This window comes from Porphyromonadaceae bacterium W3.11, assembly GCA_030434245.1.
Taxonomy (GTDB): domain Bacteria; phylum Bacteroidota; class Bacteroidia; order Bacteroidales; family Porphyromonadaceae; genus Porphyromonas_A.
The window spans coordinates 250,586-273,347 of sequence record JAUISX010000004.1; the positions used below are offsets into that span (position 1 = coordinate 250,586).

The 22,762-nt window shown below is 42.9% G+C and carries 12 protein-coding genes and 1 pseudogene; 10 read left to right on the forward strand and 3 right to left on the reverse strand.

The genetic code is table 11. The features are described 5' to 3' along the window. Position 1: 1 nt before the first annotated feature. The 10 genes and pseudogenes from QYZ87_07675 (at position 2) to QYZ87_07720 (ending at position 15,966) form a co-directional block, all read left to right on the forward strand. A complete protein-coding gene (locus QYZ87_07675) occupies positions 2–472 on the forward strand; it encodes a hotdog domain-containing protein (protein MDN4754405.1) in 471 nt (156 codons plus the stop codon). A gap of 43 nt (positions 473–515) precedes the next feature. After that, on the forward strand, positions 516–1,226 hold the full coding sequence (pyrH, locus tag QYZ87_07680; GenBank protein MDN4754406.1) for a UMP kinase: 711 nt from the start codon (positions 516–518) through the stop codon (positions 1,224–1,226). A gap of 245 nt (positions 1,227–1,471) precedes the next feature. Continuing rightward, complete coding sequence (locus tag QYZ87_07685; protein ID MDN4754407.1) at positions 1,472–2,614, forward strand: IS256 family transposase; 1,143 nt, start codon at positions 1,472–1,474, stop codon at positions 2,612–2,614. Between the two features lie 980 nt (positions 2,615–3,594). Then, positions 3,595–5,900 (forward strand): annotated as a pseudogene (locus QYZ87_07690) (TonB-dependent receptor). 78 nt (positions 5,901–5,978) lie between these two features. Further along, entirely contained in the window at positions 5,979–7,214 is a 1,236-nt protein-coding gene (locus tag QYZ87_07695) for a hypothetical protein (GenBank protein MDN4754408.1), read from the forward strand. A gap of 15 nt (positions 7,215–7,229) precedes the next feature. Beyond that, a complete protein-coding gene (locus QYZ87_07700) occupies positions 7,230–8,663 on the forward strand; it encodes a hypothetical protein (GenBank protein MDN4754409.1) in 1,434 nt (477 codons plus the stop codon). A gap of 41 nt (positions 8,664–8,704) precedes the next feature. Beyond that, positions 8,705–9,721, forward strand: coding sequence for a DUF4876 domain-containing protein (locus QYZ87_07705; protein ID MDN4754410.1), 1,017 nt, complete (start codon positions 8,705–8,707; stop codon positions 9,719–9,721). A 509-nt stretch (positions 9,722–10,230) separates the two neighbouring features. Beyond that, the gene (locus tag QYZ87_07710; GenBank protein ID MDN4754411.1) at positions 10,231–11,757 is read left to right on the forward strand and encodes an Ig-like domain-containing protein; all 1,527 of its coding nucleotides are present in this window, start codon (positions 10,231–10,233) and stop codon (positions 11,755–11,757) included. A gap of 524 nt (positions 11,758–12,281) precedes the next feature. Continuing rightward, on the forward strand, positions 12,282–14,030 hold the full coding sequence (locus tag QYZ87_07715; protein MDN4754412.1) for a phospho-sugar mutase: 1,749 nt from the start codon (positions 12,282–12,284) through the stop codon (positions 14,028–14,030). Positions 14,031–14,136: 106 nt separating this feature from the next. After that, the gene (locus QYZ87_07720; GenBank protein MDN4754413.1) at positions 14,137–15,966 is read left to right on the forward strand and encodes a DNA topoisomerase 3; all 1,830 of its coding nucleotides are present in this window, start codon (positions 14,137–14,139) and stop codon (positions 15,964–15,966) included. A 169-nt stretch (positions 15,967–16,135) separates the two neighbouring features. Here QYZ87_07720 and QYZ87_07725 read toward each other — a convergent pair whose 3' ends face one another. From QYZ87_07725 to QYZ87_07735, 3 genes are all read right to left on the reverse strand, one after another. Continuing rightward, positions 16,136–18,733 (reverse strand): calcium-translocating P-type ATPase, PMCA-type, encoded by a 2,598-nt coding sequence (locus tag QYZ87_07725; GenBank protein ID MDN4754414.1) that lies wholly within the window; start codon positions 18,731–18,733, stop codon positions 16,136–16,138. Positions 18,734–18,966: 233 nt separating this feature from the next. Then, on the reverse strand, positions 18,967–20,142 hold the full coding sequence (locus QYZ87_07730) for an MFS transporter (GenBank protein ID MDN4754415.1): 1,176 nt from the start codon (positions 20,140–20,142) through the stop codon (positions 18,967–18,969). Next, on the reverse strand, positions 20,142–22,412 hold the full coding sequence (locus QYZ87_07735) for an alpha-amylase family glycosyl hydrolase (protein ID MDN4754416.1): 2,271 nt from the start codon (positions 22,410–22,412) through the stop codon (positions 20,142–20,144). The genes QYZ87_07730 and QYZ87_07735 overlap by 1 nt, the downstream gene beginning before the upstream one ends. Positions 22,413–22,762: the final 350 nt, after the last annotated feature.

The following is a 22,762-nucleotide window of genomic DNA, read 5'->3' on the forward strand; positions in this document are numbered from 1 at the left end:
GATGAAAGCTTTTCAGGATTATTATTCAGAAGCATATAGCCATTGCTATGGATGCGGCACAGAAAACGCATACGGGCTGAAGCTCAAAAGTTATTGGCAAAATGATGATCCCACATCTAACACTACTATTGCTCACTTTCTACCAGACAAGCGTTATACTGGAGGATATCCCGATAACGTGTATGGTGGATTGATTGCCTCTATCCTGGACTGTCACGGCAATGGCACAGCCTCTGCAGCTGGCTACAGACACTTTGGTAGATCATTAGGTAGTCAACCTATCCTTAGGTATGTAACGGCGAATCTTAATATCAACTTCCTCGCTCCAGTTCCCATAGGAGAATGGCTCGAATTACGGGCTGTCATAGAAGAAGTAACCGATAGAAAAGTAGTCATGAGATTAGAGCTATGGGCTACTCAATCTTTGAAAGTTAAGGGAAGTATGACCTCCGTCCTGCTTCCCTCGAAATAGGTATATTTGTACCACGATCATTAATCAAACGCAATATTAAAGTATGAAGAAGTATAATAGAGTGCTGCTGAAACTTAGTGGCGAATCACTACAGGGAGAGATGGGGTACGGCATTGATCCAAAAAGGCTCAATGAGTATGCCTCGGAAATAAAGGAGATGGCTGCTGAAGGAACACAGATAGCCATTGTGATTGGTGGGGGAAATATCTTCCGTGGTCTGAGTGGTGCTACAAAGGGTTTTGACAGGGTTAAGGGCGATCAAATGGGGATGCTCGCTACCGTTATCAATAGTTTAGCACTGAGCTCAGCACTAGAAAGCCTTGGACAGAAAGCAGTGGTATTCACCGCAACACCCATGATGCCTATAGGTAAGCACTATAACAAATGGGATGCTATCGAAGCACTTGAAGCAGGTAAGATAGTGATTAGTGCAGGAGGTACTGGCAATCCATACTTCACCACCGACACGGGCTCTTCACTTAGAGCTATCGAACTAGAGTGTGACGTTATGCTCAAAGGGACTCGAGTCGATGGCATATATACTGCCGACCCAGAGAAGGATCCAACGGCTACTAAGTACGAAGAGATATCCTATAGCGAGATCATAGCCCAGAACCTAAAGGTTATGGACCTCACGGCTACGACTATGTGCATGGAGAATAACCTCCCTATAGTCGTATTTGATATGGATACTCCTGGCAATCTCACTAAGCTACTTAGTGGGGAGAAGCTAGGCACATTAGTAACCCCTTAATCGATACAAGAGGGCTTGATTACAGGTTCATTATACCAAATAAATACTAAAGAAATTCACACCCACCACACCATCACCGTTTAGTCGTGATGGTGTGGTTTTTTCCACATATTTGCGAGACCGCATACACCAACAGCATGGGGAGCCACAAAAAGATACTGTCCCCAAAAAGTGTGTAAGTCCCAAGAATGTTATCTTTGAAAAGTTAAAAACAAAAGATAAACAAGAAGATGAGACTTACACAAATGCAATTTAAGGAAATTCTATCAAACGTGATGACAGAGCCAAATGGAGTTGGCCGTTTAATGGAGTTAATCATCGAAATAGCGATGCAAGGGGAGAGGGAACTGTATAAAGAAGATAGTGGCGATGTGAGCAATGGATACCGCTCCCGTCGCATCTTTGCGAGTGGTAATATGCTAGAATTACGAGTACCCCGAACTCGACAGCAGGGCTTCATGCCCTTGATTTTAGGCGTTCTCAAAGATCAAGAGAAAGAGATGGGAGAACTAGCAGGTTATCTATATAGCTGCGGTAATACGATGGAGGATATCTCTGGAGTATTCGAGCGTTTGTATGGTAAACGTTATAGTACGAGTCAAATCAATCGTCTCTCCTTATCGACCCAAGAAGCAGTAGAAGAGTGGCGTCAAAGACGTCTACCGAGGACTTTAGAGGCACTTGTTATCGATGCTACATATCTTCCTGTACGGAGAGGAGAAAGTGTGAGCAAGGAGGCATTTTTTGTAGTGATGAGTTTAGATAGCGAAGGACGTCGAGACATCGTGGGTGTCTATAATAATCCAACAGAGGGAAGCGGCATCTGGGGCGAGTTTTTTGAGGATCTAAAAAGCCGAGGACTCGAAGAGGTAGGACTAATCATTTCAGACGGGTTGAATAACATTGAAGAGGTTGCACGTGAGCACTTTACAGAAGTGGAAGTCCAGCTCTGCACGGTGCATCTACAGCGAGAAATAACTCGAAAGATACGCCCTCGAGATAAGTCAGCCATCGCAAGTGATCTACAGGAGGTCTTTAGTAAAGACGGCTCAAGAAGCTCACCTTTAGATGGCCTAGAGAGCTTTAAAAACTTTGCGTTCAGATGGCGTAAGAGCTATCCTTTTCTCACAAAAATAGCTAACGGTCAGAGGATAGAGTATTACTTCACATACCTAAAATACGACGTCAGTGTTCGCAAGTACATTCATAGTACTAACTGGATAGAACGCTTCAATAGACAGGTAAAGAAAGGGGCTCGATATAAATGTGCATTACCTAGCGTAGAATCCGCTCTACACTTGATAGGTAGTATTGCAATCAATGCAAACTATCTGAAGAAAAGAATAGGAGATCTAACTCTTGGACTTAGGAAGAACAATGAAAAGTAAATAACAACAATGTGCTTTATTTTCCAACACAAAGATATCAACCTAAAAGAATACGGCAAGGCGGTGTCTCCGCGGTGCTACGACAGCCTTGCCTTAATTCTTTATTGGTCTATCTTTAATGTTTATGGAAAACAAAGCGAAAAAATATGTAGGTTTGCTTTTCAGAGACGCATTCTGCCGTACACACTTTTGGGGACACTACCCACAAAAAAGAGGAGGCTTACTCTTGACGACCTCCAGAAGACATAGCATATTATTGGTGTCCGATAATAGCATATATAGCATGTAAGACTCTGATATATAGTTAAATTATCGTTGATAATACATCACCAAGATTGCCAAATTTAACCGCTAGATGACAGAAAAGATTTTGGTTATAACAAGGAGAATGGCGTCCTATAGGAAGGATAATTTTTCTCTATAGGAAGAAGATCAGTTTCATATAGGAAAAATATTAACACTTCAGCCATAATTAATCTTAATAATATACCTACCTTTAGGTATTGTCAAGACCCCTTGACGTTCTTACCTTTGCATCGAAACATAATGTAGATAGTGTATTTCTCATACACCTCCTTGACTATTTAAGATCCCCTTGAATATTGCAACAAGGTAATGAATAAAATCCCATAAGAATTGAAGAAGTAGGAGGTTGTTGAGATATATGTTTTCTTCGTCATTTAAAATTAAGGCCGCTCCTTTTTGCTCGTTGATTTACCTATTACGTAGCATCTCGCTACTAACTTATAGGTACATCATTTTGGGTTATTGGTTTTTATAGTTCTTCTGTGATGGGCATATTGTTCCGAGGGTTAATATACCCTATAGGATTTATATGCTTAATGTACCGAGTTCTATAGGCTTTACAATGAAGATTGAAGATGCTATCAGTTAGTCTCAATTTTTTAATGTAAATAAATTGTACAATTGTCATGTTCTTAAAAAAAACATTTGTTGCAACACTACTACAACTACTCGTAATGATTTTTGGCTGTACGCTTGTAGCCTCTGCCCAGTCAACATCGACCCAACGCCTAAGTGTGCGTGTCGTTGAGGAAGAGACGAATCTTCCTATCCCAGGTGCGGTAGTATTTGTGAGTCGCAATGCATTCGTTGCAGATAAAATGGTTACTGCAACGTTCCCTACAAGGGTTCTGGCAAAATCGAACTCTCTGTTAAGTCCCTAGGATTTAAGGAGATAAAATCCCGTTCGTTTTCAGTGAACGGTAGTACCTTAACGATTAAGATGAAACCAGACGTTAACGTCTTGGAAACGGTTAATGTCACTGGCCAAAGAAGACGCACCTCTGTCCTTCAGCAAACGGCTGTAATAAAGCCCGAGGCGTTGGAGAAGGGGACTTCTCTATCCTTGGCAAAGTTATTAGAAACAGTCCCTGGTGTGAGTAGTATTAGCTCAGGTAACTCTATCTCAAAGCCTGTAATTTAGGGGATGCACAGTAGTCGTATCCTCTTGGTAAATAACGGAGTACGCCTAGAGAGCCAAAGCTGGGGGATTGACCACGCTCCTGAAATTGACCATACGGTATCTAGTATCGTTGAGGTAATTAAGGGTGCGGAGTCCATCCGATATGGATATGGTGCCGTAGGAGGGGTGGTCCTGCTTAATCAGGCAAAGCTCCCTTATGGTTATGACAAGCTTAAAGTCAAAGGGCATGTCAATGCTGGATTCTCCACCAACTCAAGAGCGTATGATGGTACAGGAACGATAGACTTTGGGTACAAAAAGTTTGGAGCTAGAGTTCACGCCATGTATCAGCGTGCTGGAGACTACTCTACCGCAGAATATCTCTTGAATAATACGGGGTATAAAAACATCAGTTTCTCTGGGCTTCTAGGTTATCAAGGGGATAAGGTGACGGTAAATCTTGATGCCAGCTTATACTACTCTAGAAGTGGGATCTATTATGGGAGTAAATTATCCGATATAGATCAGCTGATAGCTCGTTTCCAGAGAGGGCGTCCAGAAGAGAGTACCATTCGCCCATTTTCCTATCATGTAGAACCACCATTTCAGCAGACCCAACATGTGACCTTTAAGGGCGATGTGAATTGGGATATTTCCGACGTGCATAATCTACTCTTTAGGGTGTCATACCAAGAGAACTTGAGACAGGAGTTTGAAAATAGAAAGGTGGAACGTTTTAGCTGGCTTCCGATGCAGGACCTTAGACTCTCTACCACTAATGCGGAAGCGATTTGGAGTGCCAATTGGGGAAATGGGATGAATTCGCAGGCTGGAGTTTCTACGATGTACCAGTACAATTATAATGTCCCTGGAACCAAACAACCAGCATTTATCCCGAACTTTGCTGCTCTTACGACAGGGTTCTTCCTGCTACATAAGATGACCTTTGGTAAGCTCACCTGCTCCGCTGGGATGCGTTATGACATGAGAGGTCTTGATGTAAATGGCTACACTAGTCTTTCGAGTTTTAAGTACTATAACGCCTTTAAGGTCTATAGTAATTTCACTGGTAATGTAGCAGCACACTATCAGTTTAGTAATAACCTTGATGCCCGATTTAATATCGGATGGGCTTGGAGACCACCTGATGTAAATGAGCTGTATGCCTCTGGATTACATCACGGTACATATTGGGTGGTGGGGAACCCACATCTGGAAAGTGAGCGAGGATACAAGTCTATCTTAGGGGGGCGTTATCGTACTGATTGGTATTCTATTGAGCCAAGTTTCTTTTATCAGCGGATCACAAACTACATCTATGATAGTATAGGATCTGGAGTGGATCGCTTTCACATCCACCCTAGTGGTAAGTACCCAAAGTTTATCTTTGGTCAAGATGATGTTCGCCTTATGGGTGGAGACCTTGTGGCCACCGTCATTCCTTTGACTGGGCTTACACTTAGTGCTAAGGGAGAGTGGCTATTCGCACGAAACATCACCCAAGACAACTGGCTACCCTTCATGCCATCAGATAAATACACCTTATCAGGTGATTACAACATGAGCTTTGGAGCTAATCAGAAGTGGCATGCTTCATTTGGTCTAGAGGGTAAATATGTTACGAAGCAGAAGCGATTTGATCCGATCAAGGACTTAGTCCCAGAGTCACCACCAGCTTATTTTCTACTAGGCTGTTCTCTCGAAGCCAGCACGGATTTTACCAATGGCAATAAGTTTAAGATCATGCTTTTGGGTGATAATGTCCTGAATAATCTGTACAAAGAATATACAGACCGTTTTAGATATTATGCTCATGCGCGTGGTGCTCAGATTACTATAAGAACAATGTACACTTTCTAAGACATGAAACATTCAAAGATAAATTTATTCTTCATCATCGGGACCTTATTCTTGCTTTCAAGTTGTTCTCTTGAGAATATGGAGAAGCTACTGAAGCCTATAGTAAAAGCCCCTGGTGCATCTATAGAGAGGAACGTAAAGGGACATGATCAGATATATACTGTGAGTGCGATATTACGTATGAGCATCCCTGTGATAAAAAATGGAAAACCGGCTGACTACTATGCTGCGTATGGGATATCTGACATAAGGATCCCTCCAGTGCCACTCTATCAGCAAATAGATATTAGTAAAGATGATGATGGACAGATGAAGATCACATCAGAGAGGAAGTGGTTCGACGTCATTAAGTGTAATGATAAGGATGGCTTCTATAAGTACTCTTTAGAGCTGAAGTATTACGACCTGAATGGGAAGATGATCAATTATCAATTCTCATCGTATGACCCTAAAGATCCTGAGGGGTCCAATCTATTACACCACCAGCACTTTTTTACAATACAAAGTTATTCACTGGAAGGAGATCTCATGTATTATCCTACCACGTTAGACGGGCAGTACTATGACGAATTCACATTCCTTAGAGATAGCCAAGGGAAGCGTATCCCTGCATCCTTAGTGTCCGCTAGTAATGTCTATGTGCCTGTCGATGCCTCGGATACAGATCCTGTGTACTATAATAAGAAGCTGGGAGAAATAGCTGCTGAAAATGCGACGACGACTAAAGCGACAGAATCTATAGAATTTGAAGGGAAGAAGTATAGACTCTACAAGACTAAGAACATGACCCAGCTCAATGAGATGGCTAAGGATATATTCGACTATGAGTATAGAGATACCGATCCTATTGATAGCTACCTACATTCAAAGATAAGAGGCGTTGATGATCAGGGTCGTGATCGGAGTATTAATAATAACAGATCCTTTAGGCTCCAGCAGAAAAGGGCTCTCGGTGATGGTAAATTGTATGATTACCTCGGGTTCAAAGGGATGCTGACCTTTTACAAGTCCAATATCTCGTTTAGGATGAGGATCTGTATTGCCCACATGCTCACTAACACTGAGAAATATAGGGGTAAGAGAGTGGCTGGACAAGCACTCCCATCTGAGTATTATCAAATCTCCCCCTCATGGAATAATTATGATATCGACTATCCACTAGAGTTTCGCGTCATTGCTGATTTAGATGGTGACAAGGAACAGTTTGTAAAGGACGTGCAGAAGGTCTATCCTGATGCAGATAGGGAGCAGTTGCTTCTGATGTTTTCAAAGGATATTGATTGGTTTGCACACATTCCACGAGTGACAATGTAATTAAAAGAATATAGCATGAAAAATATAACTAAAATAACTCAAGCCATATGTCTAGGACTACTGATGGTGTCCATGACCTCATGCCATGAGTTCGTCTTTGGAAACATCAGACTCGATGATGAAGATAATCCGATTCTCCAAAAAAAGACTCCACGCACAGGTGCTGATATCTATTATGGTCCTGAAGACTTCCAACACAAACTGCCGATAGACAAAGATGCTGATGTGGATAATCCTGATCCTGATGGTGCGTTTGCTAATTGGTACACCTGCCTGGTGATGATGAAGGAGGGACACAGTCACTACTACGGTAAGATGCACGGTAACCCAGTCTATGAAAGAAAGGCTTGGAAGCAGGAACAGTTTGCAGAGATACGAAATACCAAGACAGGTCCTGAGCTGATCATGGACAAAGCGAGCATTCGCAATTTTCTCGAAGAACAGCGAGGATATGAGGGTCCAGGCTATTTCCGTCTTGTTGGGGGGTCTGCAAAGCTATGGGCTTTATGCCTATACTTCTATGATAAGGAGGGTAATCTGATGAATGATCGTATCCTAAAACAATCAGATCAATATCAAATCTTCTTTAGTATCAGTGATCTGGATGATAAGGGCAAGCCTTACAAGATTATGGATGTACGATTCCGAAAAGACGGTCCAGATGATAGTTATGTCAAGGGCGAAGCGATTACGGGAGAAGAAGTAGGAAAGCCCATTGAGGGGATAGAGGCCGAATACTTTAAGCCGTTCTTCGTTAATGGAAAGTATGATTTTGAAGCTCTTCAGAGTGAGAGTCCTAAGATTTTCCAATACACCTACCGCGATACTTGGACACATACCGATATGGCCGATGGTGCCCGTACCTATTTCAATCTTAAGCTACTTCCACCGTTGGGGCCTGACGATATCTACAGTATCACTAAGCATGATCAAGACTATGTGGGCCTTAAAGGGCATCTCCTATTTGACTTTCCTCCATATCCTGATACCGGTATCGCCAAAGAAGAGGGGCTGGATTATATGAAGTGGCCATTAACACGTCTGACCAACAATGGATATGGCACTAAAGAACACCGACGCGGATCCTATCTCCTCCCTAAATTTTATCTAAGTATCAGGGTGATGAAATGCGAGAAGGGTAAGAAAGCAGTAGTAGTCCCCAATGATATCGCTGTAAATGACGATATGAATAAAACCAAAAGCCCGCTCGTCTGTGCCCGCTCTTATGAGCCTAACCCTAAGTCTGAATGGAAAGAACTCATACGTGTGAATATCCCTATCAAAGTCTTCACCTATACTTATGACTCCGACCCTACAGGAGATGATCCTATGGAGCCTTATTATTATCACATAGGTCGTGAGATTGGCTTGTCACCATTAGATACCTATGAATTTATAAACTCTGGTGGGATGGAGAGCGATATGGGATTCGGTGTATGGTTCCTATAAGAGAGATTACGCAAACAATTAATTCAAAAAAAATAATGGAGATGAAGAGCATTTTAAGAAAGCAGTTAACCTTATGGACACTTGTGGTATTAGTCCTTTCAGGTTGTCATAATGGTGATGAGCCAGCAGATCAAGAAAAAACATTAGATCACCTTATTTTTGAGGAGATCTGCTACTCTGGGACCATCAAAAAGAGAGTATATGAGTCTGAAATATACACCTACCCATACGAGCATGACTACTATATCAAGATTACAAATCCAACTAAAGACATTCTGTATCTAGATGGCATGGGCCTGGCAATGAGTGCGTTGAATGCTGCAAACCTCGTTACGCTCAAAGATGGTACAGATATCAGAGAAACTCATTTTGGAGCTGGGATATTGATGCGTTTTCCTGGCAGACCTGGAGAGAAAAACCACCCCGTACAGCCTGGTGGATCGGTATTTCTAGCAGAAGTAGCGGTCAATCATACTCAAAAACCTGATGAAGACAGTGATTACTGGACCTGGAATGAGGATTCTTATGACCTTTCTAAGGTGGACTTCGAGTGGGCGACCCCAAAAGAGATTGAGGAGGCTGATGAGTTCCCTGATAATCCTAATGTACCTAATCTAATACTGGCATTTCCTAGAACACGTGCCATCAAAAGCATGATTTCAGAAGGTAGTGCGATAGCTTTGATTAACATCCCTGCAGAGTTGACCGATGATATTCTTTTTGATCCAAGTGATAAAAATCCATACAAATGGAATACTTCGTGGACTTCTCACGATACAGGAGATGGTCATGGTCATGGTGGCAAGATGATTGAATATCTAAAGTTCCCTAATGAGATGGTCATAGATGCAGTACAGCTATGTAGCCAAAAAGACTATAAGTGGTCTGTGGTCACAGGCGTAGATGCTGGATATGCTAGTATTTACGATTTTGAGTCTGCCGAATTTGTAGTCCGTTCACTATATCGTAAGCATGACGGCGTCAAGTTTGTAGATGATGATAATTCCACCACAGACTTTGAAGTGCGACCAGCTTCGTTAGCCATAAAAGCAGAATGATTCTTTTCAGTTTAGCTTGCAAAATAGAACACTTTGTAATGCCTTAGATTTGACAATTCGCCTTTTGAAGAAAAAATCTAACATATGAGACTATTGACTAAAATAATTCAGTCGTAGTTTTTTGATTTTTAACTTTGAGTTTGAGCTTAGGGGTATAAGATAAAGTAGCCTTAATCCCTTGTTTAATGATCACATTTTTTCCCTTGAGAGTTGATCGTATCGAATCATAAGTATATTTTGCTTGCTAAATACTGAACCTCGTTCCTAATAAATGTTATAATATATCATTTAGGTGTTTGATATATATAAATTTCTTTATATCTTTGCGGTGATCCCAATAATGTATTTTGCTCAGTATAGAGTGCATACTTTTTTAAACTGGTTAGATGAAGATTAAAAAGCAATTTATCATAGCCTTTTGTATTAATCATCAACATATTTTATTAACAAATCTTAGTAAACTTAAAATAGAACAACTTAAACGTTTATTCTTGCCTCTTGTATTTTGTATGATAGGGGTATTTGCTCTTAATGCGTGTTCATCCAAGGACAAGGACAAGCCTGTGGAGATCACAAAAATCAAACTCGATCAAGAGAAATATGAACTAACTGTCGGTGAGTCGGTTACCTTGAAAGCGACATTAACACCTGCTAACTCTAAAGAAACAATTGCCTGGAGCAGTGATAAGACCAGCGTAGCAACAGTTGAGGACGGCGTAGTATCTGCCAAAGGTGAAGGCAAGGCTACAATCACAGCTAAGCTGTCAAATGGTAATAAGGCAACATGCATTGTTACGGTTAAGGCACCAAAAGAGCCTGAAGAACCAGATCAGCCAGAAGTCGAGGGCACCAAAATCTCACTTAACAAAGAGCATCATAGCTTGAAAGTTGGAGAGAGCTTTACTCTCAAAGCAGAGCTGACCCCAGCTGATGCTAAGGACAAGATTACATGGAGCTGCACTCCTGACAAAATCGTCTCTGTAGAGAATGGTGAAGTGAAAGCGTTATCAGCTGGTGAAGCAAAGGTTACCGCTAAGCTTGAAAATGGAAATTCTGCATCTTGTACAGTAACCGTTGAGGCAAATGAAGAAGATGATGAGGATGAGGATACCCCTAATCTAACAATTAAGTTTAAGCAAGATACCTACACTATAAAAGTAGGGCAAACTCTTGACCTTAAAAACGAAGTGGTGCAACCTGAAGGCGAAAACTTCAAATTTGATTTAGAGACCGTTGATGACTGCATCAAAATTGAGGGTACAGTAGTGACAGGTGTAAGTGAAGGCGAAGGTTATGTGGATTTATATGCACCAAAGGCAGACCTTTCAGCATCATGTACTATCATTGTTTCCAATGACGCTTCAGATAACGGTAATGAGGATAATGGCGAGAGTGATGAAGATGACAACAATGGCGAAGAAGATACTCCTAAGAGTGTTACTATTGATCCTTCTAAGGTAACGCTACTAGAAGGTGAAACCACACAGCTTACCATCAACTACAATGGTATCGATAAAAGTACTGTAGAACTTAAGAGTACAAACGAGTCTGTTGCTAAAGTTACCAATGAAGGCAAGATTACAGCTGTTGCAGCTGGTTCAGCCCAAATAAAAATTGTTGTAGATGGGACAGTTCAGCACAATAGTTGCATGGTCATTGTAAATAAAAAAGTGGAACAAGGGCAATACTCTTATGTCATCCGTCATGTAAAACGCGATACAGGTAGTAATGATGACATTATTTCAGATAATCGAGTAGGCGAAGATAAAACGATACATGATCAATTCTTGAAGTATAAATCTGCTGCTAAGAACAGATGCTACATCTACTTAACTATTACCGACAATAACACTAAAGAGGTTGTAGAAAAAGATTTCGCTAGACAATGGGAAATAGAGTCCATTGATGAATCTTCTAAAGTCTTTTCATCAGGTTGGACTGGCGATATTAACTGGTGGGGACCTGGACAGTGTAAGGTTCGCTTGAAAAGCGATAAGTACGGTATTGATGATGTTATCACACTAATCGTAGAGTAAGAAATAATATCGTATTAGTTATTGCTGTGCAATAAGACTATAAAATTGTAGAATGAGTAGTCTCAACCGCATCTAATCTGCGGTTGAGACTCTCTTTTTTAATCCAAGCTTCGAAACCCAAAAGGGAGGGTAATAGCGTTATTTTCGAGACTTCCTTCTTAAAAAAAATCCAGCCCGGTCTTTCCTTCATGGCTAGAGAGGTTGTAGAATTCGACTTAGCACATCAGCGTTATCCTAAGCGTCGTTGTCAATCCAGTAAAACTCCCCAAGAGCGAGTTAATCCACTTCTCATAAACATCAAAAGCAGAGTAGCTATCAGGGGTGCCCAAAATTGTATCTTAATAACATGGGTTTTACGTAAAAACTCACGTATAGTAAGAGTTTAATCCAACCATTTAGGAGGAACTGATTTCTAAAGAAAGCCACACATGAAAAATAAAAAGTGACTCGTGGTAAGGAGGATTATTATTAGTAAATTTGCTACTATAGAGATAAAAGATATAACATATAAAAAATCGTCAAAAATGGTAGATAAGAAACTTTTAGAAAAGTGTAGAGCAAAGGCTCAGGAGTGGTTAAGCCCTGAGTATGATGAAGAAACAAGAGCAGCCATACAAGCACTGCTTGATGACGAAGATCCCACTGACTTGATTGATGCCTTTTATAAAGACCTCGAATTTGGTACGGGAGGTATTCGTGGCATTATGGGTGCTGGTGCCAACCGTATGAATAGATATACTGTCGGTAAGGCGGCCCAAGGCTTAGCTAATTATATCATCAAGCAATTTGGCAAGGAGACTGAACTAAAGGTAGCCATTGGGTATGACTGCCGTCATAACAGCCGTCACTTTGCAGATATTACTGCTGGCATTATGACTAATAACGGTATCAAAGTATATCTGTATGAGGAGCTTCGCCCTACACCTATGGTATCATATGCGATTCGTGAATTAGGTTGCCAGAGTGGAGTGATGATTACGGCTTCGCACAATCCTAAAATATACAATGGCTTTAAGGCTTACTGGAGCGATGGGGCACAGATGATTGCTCCTCATGACGTGGGAGTGATTGACGAAGTGAATGCCATCGCATCAGTTAGTGAGATTAAGTTTGATGGTCCTAAGGAGATGATTACCTTACTAGGTAAGGAGATGGATGATAAGTTTATCTCTAAGGTGCTCTCCCTTCGCCTTGATCCTGAAGCTATCAAGCGTCAGCACGACCTAAAGATCGTCTTTACACCACTACACGGGACCAGCGGTACCGTGATGCCTCGTATGCTTGCTGAGGCTGGATTTACTGAGGTTCACCCCGTCGCTGAACAGATGGTACAGAGTGGAGACTTCCCAACCGTCGTTTCGCCAAACCCTGAGGAAGCGAGTGCTCTAGAAATGGCTCTTGCTCAAGCAAAAGAGCTGGATGCTGACATCGTATTGGCTACAGACCCTGACGGCGACCGCATCGGTACCGCTGTGAAGAGCCATGATGGCGAGTGGGTGCTATTGAATGGTAATCAGACTTGCCTTCTTTATGCTTATTATGCTATTATTAAGAATAAGGAGCTGGGCAGACTGAATGGCAACCAATACATAGTCAAGACCATCGTAACAACCGACCTCATCGCTACGATAGCCGAACGAAATAATGTGGAGCTTTACGATGTCTTTACAGGCTTTAAGTGGATTGCTGACGTCATTCGTAAGAATGAGGGTAAGAAGGAGTATCTCGGCGGTGGCGAAGAGAGTTATGGCTACCTATGGGATGAATTTGTACGAGATAAGTGCTCCGTAAGTGCTTGCCTAATCTTCTCTGAGATGGCTGCATGGGCCAAGGATCAGGGAATGACCATCCTAGACCTCCTAGATAAGATCTATACAGAGTATGGCTACTCTTTCGAGAAGAACATCTCCATCGTACGCCCAGGACAGTCTGGTGCTCAAGAGATCAAAAAGATGATGGACGATTTCCGCAGCACACCACAAAAGGAACTCGCTGGTGCTAAGGTCACACAGGTATTAGACTACTCTAATCTCACTGGTAAGTACATCGAGAGTGGAGAGACCTTTAAGTTGGATCAACCTACCACCAGCAATGTATTGCAATACCGTGCGGAGGATGGGACTAAGCTCTCCATCCGTCCATCAGGGACAGAGCCTAAGATTAAGTTTTACATTGAGGTACACTCTCCTGTAGCTTCTAAGGACGAGCTCCCAGCAGCTCGAGAAGCTGTCCAAGAGCGTATCGAACAAATCATGAAACAGCTTGGGATTTGAAAGTGACCTTATCTCTATCAAAATAGGATAAGTGCATATTGAATTAACATAATTAATCTGTAGGGGTGGTGAACGTCCACTCCTACAGACTTTTTTCTCTATAAACATGATTCTCTGTATAGCCGAAAAACCGTCTGTTGCTCGGGACATTGCTCAAGTACTGGGAGCTACTACCTCTCAGAATGGATACCTTGAGGGCAACGGGTATTGTGTAACCTGGACCTACGGCCATTTTTGCACCCTAAAGGACCCTGCTGACTACGCTATCCAATGGAAACCCTGGAGCTTGGTTCACCTTCCGATGATTCCTAATAGATTTGGCATCAAACTAATTGAGGACAATGGCATACAGCAGCAGTTTAATGTCATTAAGCAACTGGTAACCCAAGCGTCAGAGGTGGTTAACTGTGGTGATGCCGGACAGGAGGGAGAGCTCATCCAGCGGTGGGTATTGCAGATGGCAGACTGCAAGGTTCCAGTCAAGCGGCTTTGGCTATCCAGCATGACCAATGAGGCGATCATTGAGGCGTTCAAGAACTTAAAACCTGCCGAGGAGTACACCAATCTATACCATGCGGGACTGACCCGAGCTATCGGTGATTGGTTACTTGGGATCAATGCCACTAGGCTCTATACCCTGAAGTACCGAAGTGGAAGTGATAGAGGGATGCTTTCCGTGGGGCGTGTCCAAACCCCTACTCTAGCACTAATCGTCAAGCGATTTGAAGAGATTGAGAACTTTAAGCCAGAGCCTTATTGGGAAATTAAGACGCTCTACCGTAATGTACTCTTTGCCTCGACCAAGGGGAGATACTCTAGCGAAGAGGAGGCAAAAGGGGTCATCGAAACGATTAAGAGTGAAGATCTCTATATCAAGAGCATGACTAAAAAGAAGGGCAAGGAGGGTGCACCGAGGTTATTTGACCTCACGAGTCTACAGATTGAAGCAAATAAAAAGTTCTCGCTATCAGCCGACCAGACCCTCTCTATCATCCAAAGTCTATACGAACAGAAGTTAGTCACTTACCCGCGTGTGGATACCACCTATCTGCCAAATGATATGTACCCTAAGTGTATGCCTATTATTCAGCAGCTCTCCTCCATGGTTCCAGACTTTACAGCTCCGCTGCTGGGCAAGAAGCTCAAGAAGCAGAAGAAAGTATTTGATGACACCAAGATAACAGATCACCACGCTATTATCCCGACAGGCAATACACCAGGGTTCTTAGACAATGCCCACTTTCAGATTTATGACCTCATCCTAAAGCGGTTTTTAGCTGTCTTTTACCCAGATATGGAATATGAGCAGACGACCGTCATGGCAGAAGTAGCTAAGATTGAATTCAAAGCTACTGGGAGAGTGATCACAGATGAGGGGTGGAAGGTGTTGTATGCCAAAGATAGTGATACCAAAGAGGAGGAAGAGGACGGTGGCAGTCCTAGCGAAAAGCAATCAATGCCAGCCTTTGTGAAGGGTGAGCATGGGCCGCACAAACCAGACCTCTTAGTCAAGGAGACTCGCCCACCTAAGCACTTCACTGAAGCAACATTGCTGAACGCAATGGAGACAGCAGGAAAACTAGTGGAGGACGAAGATCTGAAGGAAGCGATGAAATCGAAAGGAATCGGCCGACCTTCTACTCGTGCTGCCATCATTGAGACGCTCTTCAAGCGTGGGTACATCAAGCGTCAGAGAAAAAACCTTATCCCCACTGAAATAGGGATAGAACTCATCCATATCATCAATAACGAACAACTGAAAAGTGTAGAACTGACTGGCGATTGGGAGTACAAGCTACGACTCATAGACCAAGGGAAGTACGATCCCAATAAGTTCCTCACGGAGCTAAAAGCGATGGTCTATGATCTCGTCCAAGAAGTCATCCGTGACAATCGCCCTGCTGATGTGCTCCTCGCCCACTCTGCTGATAGTTGACGAAGCTCATACCGTTACCCATATACATTTGTAAGGGTCACCCACCATTCACCAGATACATAATCCTGTTTGGACACGGTGAGTTTGAGCCTCTTCAGATAAAAGGCTCTTTACCGAAAGACTTTTGTCAACATTAATGATTGGCAATTATTAGCACATTACCGTCCTCCTACGAGTGATGTCGCTTAGTAACGAGCTGAAAATAAAGCTCACGAACCAGCATCACAGGGGAAGAGACTAGGATAATGATAAGCCAGGTCTTCCATGACAATGGATGCGTACTAAAGACTTCACCGCCTACCTGAACAATAGCAATAGTCACGACTAGAATAAAGGCGACTATACCTAGGAAGCGAGGATTTTTTGCCAGTCCATCAAAGACAGACTTTTTCTTCCCGATCACTCTTGCATTGAATGTATTCCAAAGGTTAATCACCATATAAGAGGCAAAGAAGACAGTCAGATCTATGTGTGAAAGGAATCTCGTAAGACCATCCCAACCCCAACTTTCGACCACTTCTAAGTGCCCAGCACCCCATAAGACTACCGTACAGAAAAGCCAGACAAAGCCACCAAAGCCAATAATCGCTTTGGCTAATGATCGATTGATAATAAATTCATCTCTATCTCTGGGCTTCTCCAAAAGCACCTTTTCATCAGCTGGCTCTGAAGCCAGTGCGATGGCAGCTAAAGAGTCCATCACGAGATTAATCCACAGAAACTGCGTAACCGTAAAGGGCATTCCAACCCCTACAATAGGGGCAAAGAGAGCTAAAAGACAAGCGGACAAGTTTATAGAAAGCTGAAAAAAGAGGAAGTTACGGATGTTTTTATACAATGAACGTCCCCACTTCACGCCTGTAACAATGGAGGGGAACGCATCATCCAAGAGGACAATATCAGCAGCCTCCTTAGCCACTGACGTGCCTGTACCCATGGCGATACCGACATCAGCATGATTGAGAGAGGGAGAGTCATTAACCCCATCCCCTGTCATGGCACAGACTAGGTCTCGATCCTGTGCCCAGTTAAGAATATCCATCTTGTCGGAAGGGGTACAGCGAGCGATAACATTAGGAAAGTCTCTCCCATTCTTAGCATTTTTTATTTCATTCCAAAAGTCCTTAGCCTCTATCGCCCATATCTCTTCAAAGCCTGCTTGTCGAGCTATCTCTGTTCCAGTCTTAAGATTGTCCCCCGTCATCATCACAACATCGATTCCAGCTCCATAACACCGCTCAATAGCAGCAGGAACATCTGAACGAACAGGATCTTCAATAAACCAGGTCCCCACATATCGGCATGAAGGAAGTGCTTGACCGAACTTTAGTAATTCGCGAGCATCATAAAAGCTAATCCCCTCAATAAAGGCAGCCGAAATAGCTCTTCGTCCACGCCCCTGCTGAATCGATACCGTATGCAGAAACTTATCATCGCCAATAATCCTTGCAATCACCTCAGGAGCACCCTTGATGACCACAACCTCCTCTTTGGTCCTGTCATTCCTCGCATACGTTACCATATACTTATAGGCACTAGAAAAGGGGATAGCAGAGAGGATGACATACTCATCTCTTATTTTCTGACTCAGCTCACGGCCTATCTCCTTGAGAATAGCTCCTTCGGTAGGATTACCCAAGACCTCAGAATCTTTAGACCACTCTGCAGTAGAATTAATAGCACCGATGAATTGCAACTCCTCCTTACTGCCTTGCAAATCAAAATCGACCACCTTCATCTTGCTCTGAGTCAGAGTCCCAGTCTTATCGGTAAAGATTACATTGACGGCACCGATCGTCTCACACGCGTGCATTTTCTTAACCAAGTTATTCTCGCTAGCCATGGTTTTCATCGAAAAAGCTAAGGCTAGGGTCACCGACAATGGTAAACCCTCAGGCACCGCTACAATAATGACCACCACTGCTCCCATTAAGAACTGGACTTCGGACAGTAACGTCTCTACCGACCAACTGAAAGAGTGCTCACCAAAAGCAAAATCCCAATGGGCGAGATTTAGAATGACAAACATCAAGATCGCAATTGAAAAGGCGGCGATATTGATCCGTGCGGCCAAGCCATTGAGCTGCTCCTGAAGAGGGGTCACACTATCTACTTCGATAGAGGCTTGGCGAGTGGTTTTTCCGATCTCAGTCTCATCGCCCACCTTAAGGACAACACCTTCTCCCGTGCCCTGCTCTATGGTCGTCCCCCTCAGCAATAGATTCGGAGCAAAGCCAGAGCCTGTAAAAGGCTCATCGATAGGATATTTGGAGACCGCCAAAGATTCCCCTGTCATGGTCGCTTCTGAGACCATCATATCCATCGCGTGATATAGTTCGATATCGGCAGGAATCTCATCTCCAGAATTGAGAATCACCACATCACCGACCACTAGTTGGTCTTTAGTAATCTCGAGTACCTCCCCATCTCTACGTACCTTGACCGCCTCATAGTCACTATCACTCCGCATAGCATCAAACTTCTTTTTGGCACTATATTCTTGCCAAAAGCCGACACCTGTAGCGATAAGTACTGCGATAATAATACCAATAGACTCTGTGTACTCATGATGAATCACGCCAAAGAGGAGGGATATAGCTGTGGCCACGAGTAAAATGACGATGATAGGGTCTCTAAACTTATCTAAATAAAGCCTCCACCATGGCGTTTCGGGTGGAGGAGTGAGAAGATTAACACCATACCGCTCTCTATTCTCTCGAACTTCCGAAGCGGTTAAACCGCTATGCTGTATCTGATTATTATTCACGACGAAGTCTTTCTTTCAAATATTCCTAAGGATGGTAAAATACCTAAGTAGCAAAGGTATCTATTTTTCACGAGGGTTTTAATGATAAACCCAACTATTTTTATTGCGATCGGGATCACTTTATCCATCACAAAAGCCTTTCCACAACCCGCTATCATCCAAGCACCCACTTTTTGATTAGATTCATCCGTGACCCACTATGAATATACAACTCATTGAAAGCACCTACACCTTCAAATCACTCTTGATACATTAGGATGCTTATAGTATGCAGGTAGGGCATATAAGAAAAAGACCAATAATGAGCTTAAGACAATGCTCACAGATACATAGATGCTTGTCTGATAACCAAACTGCCCTATGATTTGTCCGAATAAAAATATCCCTAGCCCTATTCCTACATCAAAGAGCATCAGATAGGTAGAATTGGCTCTGCCTCTTTCGGATATAGGGACTCCATGATTAGCCATTGACTGAGTCACATTCATCATCGTACCAAAGCCTAACCCTATCGGGATCGCCCCCACATAAAGCCCCATCTTACTAGAAAACTGTGCCAGTGCGATGAATCCTAAAGCCGTAAGTATGGTACCAATAAGCATCAATAAACGTGGCCCTCGCACATCGAAAATTCGACCTGCTGCATATCGGCCAACAAAAGCCATCATGGCATAAATCAGGAAAAACAGCCCAGAATCAGCACCGTCAAGTGTCGCAGCATATAAGGCAATAAAGCCTAGCACGAAACCATAGGGCATATGGCTCCATAAAGCCAATAAACTAGCAGGGAAAGCCTTCTTGCTGAAGAAATTCTTCAATTCCAGAGGGCTCCTTTTCTGAGGAGTCTTGGGTATTCGTAGGGAACAGCCTATCGCAAAGGCCATAGCACTAAGGAAAAAACTAATGATAAAAACAGTTGGAAAATCACCTGTCCATCGGTATATCGCACTCCCCAGCATCGGACCGATCATTGTAGCCACGGTCATACTCATACCAAAGATACCAATCCCCTCCCCCCTCCTATGCTTAGGGACAAAGTCAATGGCTAGGGTACTACCACTCGAACTAACACCTCCCCAACCCAAACCATGAGCAAAACGTAATATCCCTACCATCAGAGCACTCCCCACCAATGGATACAATACGATACAGATGGTATAGAGAGCAAAGCCCAAAAGGTATATCACTTTTCGATTGAAGTTATCCAGAAGATATCCAGTGATGGGACGCATAAGTACCGCAGCAAAGCTGTACATGGATAGAATAATTCCTATTTGCTTTTCAGGCACTCCCAATCCATCCTTTATATAGAGGGGTAGCACCACAATTAAGATATAAAAAGGTAGAGCCAGCAAAAGATTTGCTGACACTACCTTAATAAAATTATTATTCCAAAATTTAGATTTCATTACTTAGTGCGAGTCACCTTAAAGTTGGCGATCAAAAGAAATTGTCCGGGCTCGAGCTTCATAGAGGAGACCTCAGCCTGCTCTTCGTCCATCAAATTATACCAAGTCCCCTCTGGCATTGGGACTTCCAAAGGCAAACTGGGATTAAAGTTACCAAAGACCTTAATTTGCATACCTCCGCTCGTGAGTTCAATCTTTCGAAGTCGATTCCAATCTGTCTCTGCTACTTGCCACGTAAATGGGGCATCCAAAGCCCAAAACTCAGGATACAGGGTTCGCAACTGTAGTAAACGGCTATAGGTCTTGATGAGTTGAGCACGCTCGACTTCCTTGAATTGCATCTCGGTAAAGACAGGTTTGCGTCCAGTCCTCCCATTCTCCTCAATGGAGTGGTCATAAGCAGCTTCTCCAAACTGCCATACCATCTTAGGACCAGGAACCATAAAGAAAAATGCCGCATTCGTCCCCAAGCGTTCTCTCCTAATAGTAGCACTCTGCTTAACTGCTGATACTCCATAGGTTTTCTGCTTGAATGCAACACGTTCCTCATCATGGCTCTCCATATATCCTACCCAACCATCGACCACCTGAGGGGTATAGAGTCGGTCCAAACCGCTCGCCTCTTGCCAGCCCATAGCACTCTGAGCAAATTGATGATTAAGATTACGCCAGAGCATAATGCCTTTCTTCGCTAGCTCTGTCTCCTCTCTATCATCACAAAAGTGTTCAAGAATGAGATAAACATCTGGCTTAACCGACTGGGCAGCCATCGCATAGTCTGAAAGGATCGCCACACGGCTAGCATCGTATGCGGAAGCATTACTCTCATTGCTCACTTTCTGGGTTAAGCCCTTGGTCAAGTCAAAGCGAAATCCATCCACATGGTACTCCTCTAAAAGGAACTTCAAATTACGCTTGAAGTGCTCTCGCACACGAGGTTCCTCGTGATTAAAATCGTTGAAGACACTATATGGGTGGGGAGCATTTACATTCATCCAAGGATTATTTTCAGAAGGTTTGTTCCCTTTGTGATAGAGCTTAAAGAAGGGACTCTCATTAGTCGCATGATTATAGACGATATCAAAAATTACAGCCAAGCCTCGTCGATGACACTCATCTATAAAATCCTTATAGTCCCTCACGCTACCATAAGCTTGGTCCATCGCAAAAAAGTGATTGGGGTTATAGCCCCATGAATCATCACCATCAAACTCCTGAACCGGCATCAGCTCAATAGCATTGAAGCCTAGAGACTGAATGTAATCCAAGCGTTTCATAGCACCAGCAAGATTACCCTCTGGAGTAAAGTCTCTTAGGTGCATCTCATAAATCATCAGTTGTGATTTAGGGACTGGGGTATAGAGATTACTATTCTGCCACTGATATTCAGGCTCAGGCACGGAAGTGAAAAGGGTAGCGGCACTTCTCGCCTGAGGTATTCCCCACTTAACTTTTTCGGAATAAGGATCTGACGTACGAACGACTTTATCACGAGCATACAGAGCATAGACCATCGCATACTCCTCGCCTGCCTTCAGATGGTCTAGAGTCAGCCAAAGCCACTTTTTGTTCGGATCACGATACATCTGATATTTGGGCAGACGCTGCCAGCCATTGAACGAACCCAAGAGGTATGCTGCATCATAGCCTTGACCCTTTTTATCTAAGTCGTCGAGGACAAAAGTCACTTTTCCCTCTCCATGGTGATTTATACCTAACCTCATCCCATCCGGCAGTAGCTTCATTTGAGTCGGAGCATGTTGTATTTCTTGTCCAGCAATAGGAATAAAGAAATCTTCATCCACTCCCTTTCTAGCCCCATCCGCAGATCGAACAATGAGAGCAATACATGGCATCACTTCTTTCGCACTGACACCAAAGAAATTTCTTACAGTTGGATTTAATGTGATCTGCCAAGTATATTTCATTCCCTCTACTGGCTTCATCTCCAACTTTGAGATATTCTGATCCCATGGTGCTAGTACGTTGTACCAATCGGAGCTACCCGAAGCTTCGGTAAGACCGATATGAGCATATACTTTGCCCGTATATCCATAAAGAGAGCTTTGCTTAGCGGCCTTGAAGATTATAGTCAAGGGCTTATCTGCCTCTACAGTCTTAGTGGAGAGGGTAAATCCATCCTTATAATCATCAACCTCCTCTGGTTTGTCATCTATAGGAGGGACTAGCTCCACCTTTCCATGTCCACACCCAGCCATAAAAGCCATGGTCAAACAGAGAAATATACTAAAGTAATATTTTTTTATCATCTGAAAAGAAAACATTTTCTATGGCACTCTGATGAATGGCCATCATTTAATAACCTAAAAAACAATCACTCACAAATATACCGATTTCGACACTGTGGTAAATCAACCTACTCCGATATAAGAAAAAAGCTTCTCAAGGTGCTATTCTTCGAGATTCGTTTAGAACTCAGCTAAAAGGTTGAACAATAAGATTAAGAGTCAATAGCCTGATTTTCGAAGCGAAGGAAGTGTACTTAGAGATATAACCAACGCCGGATGCAAATGCAAAACCTTAGGTCTCCATCGTACATCACTCTTTATAAAAGTGCGTGAAATCAGAGCAGGTCAATTAAAAAAAATAAGAGGGTTTA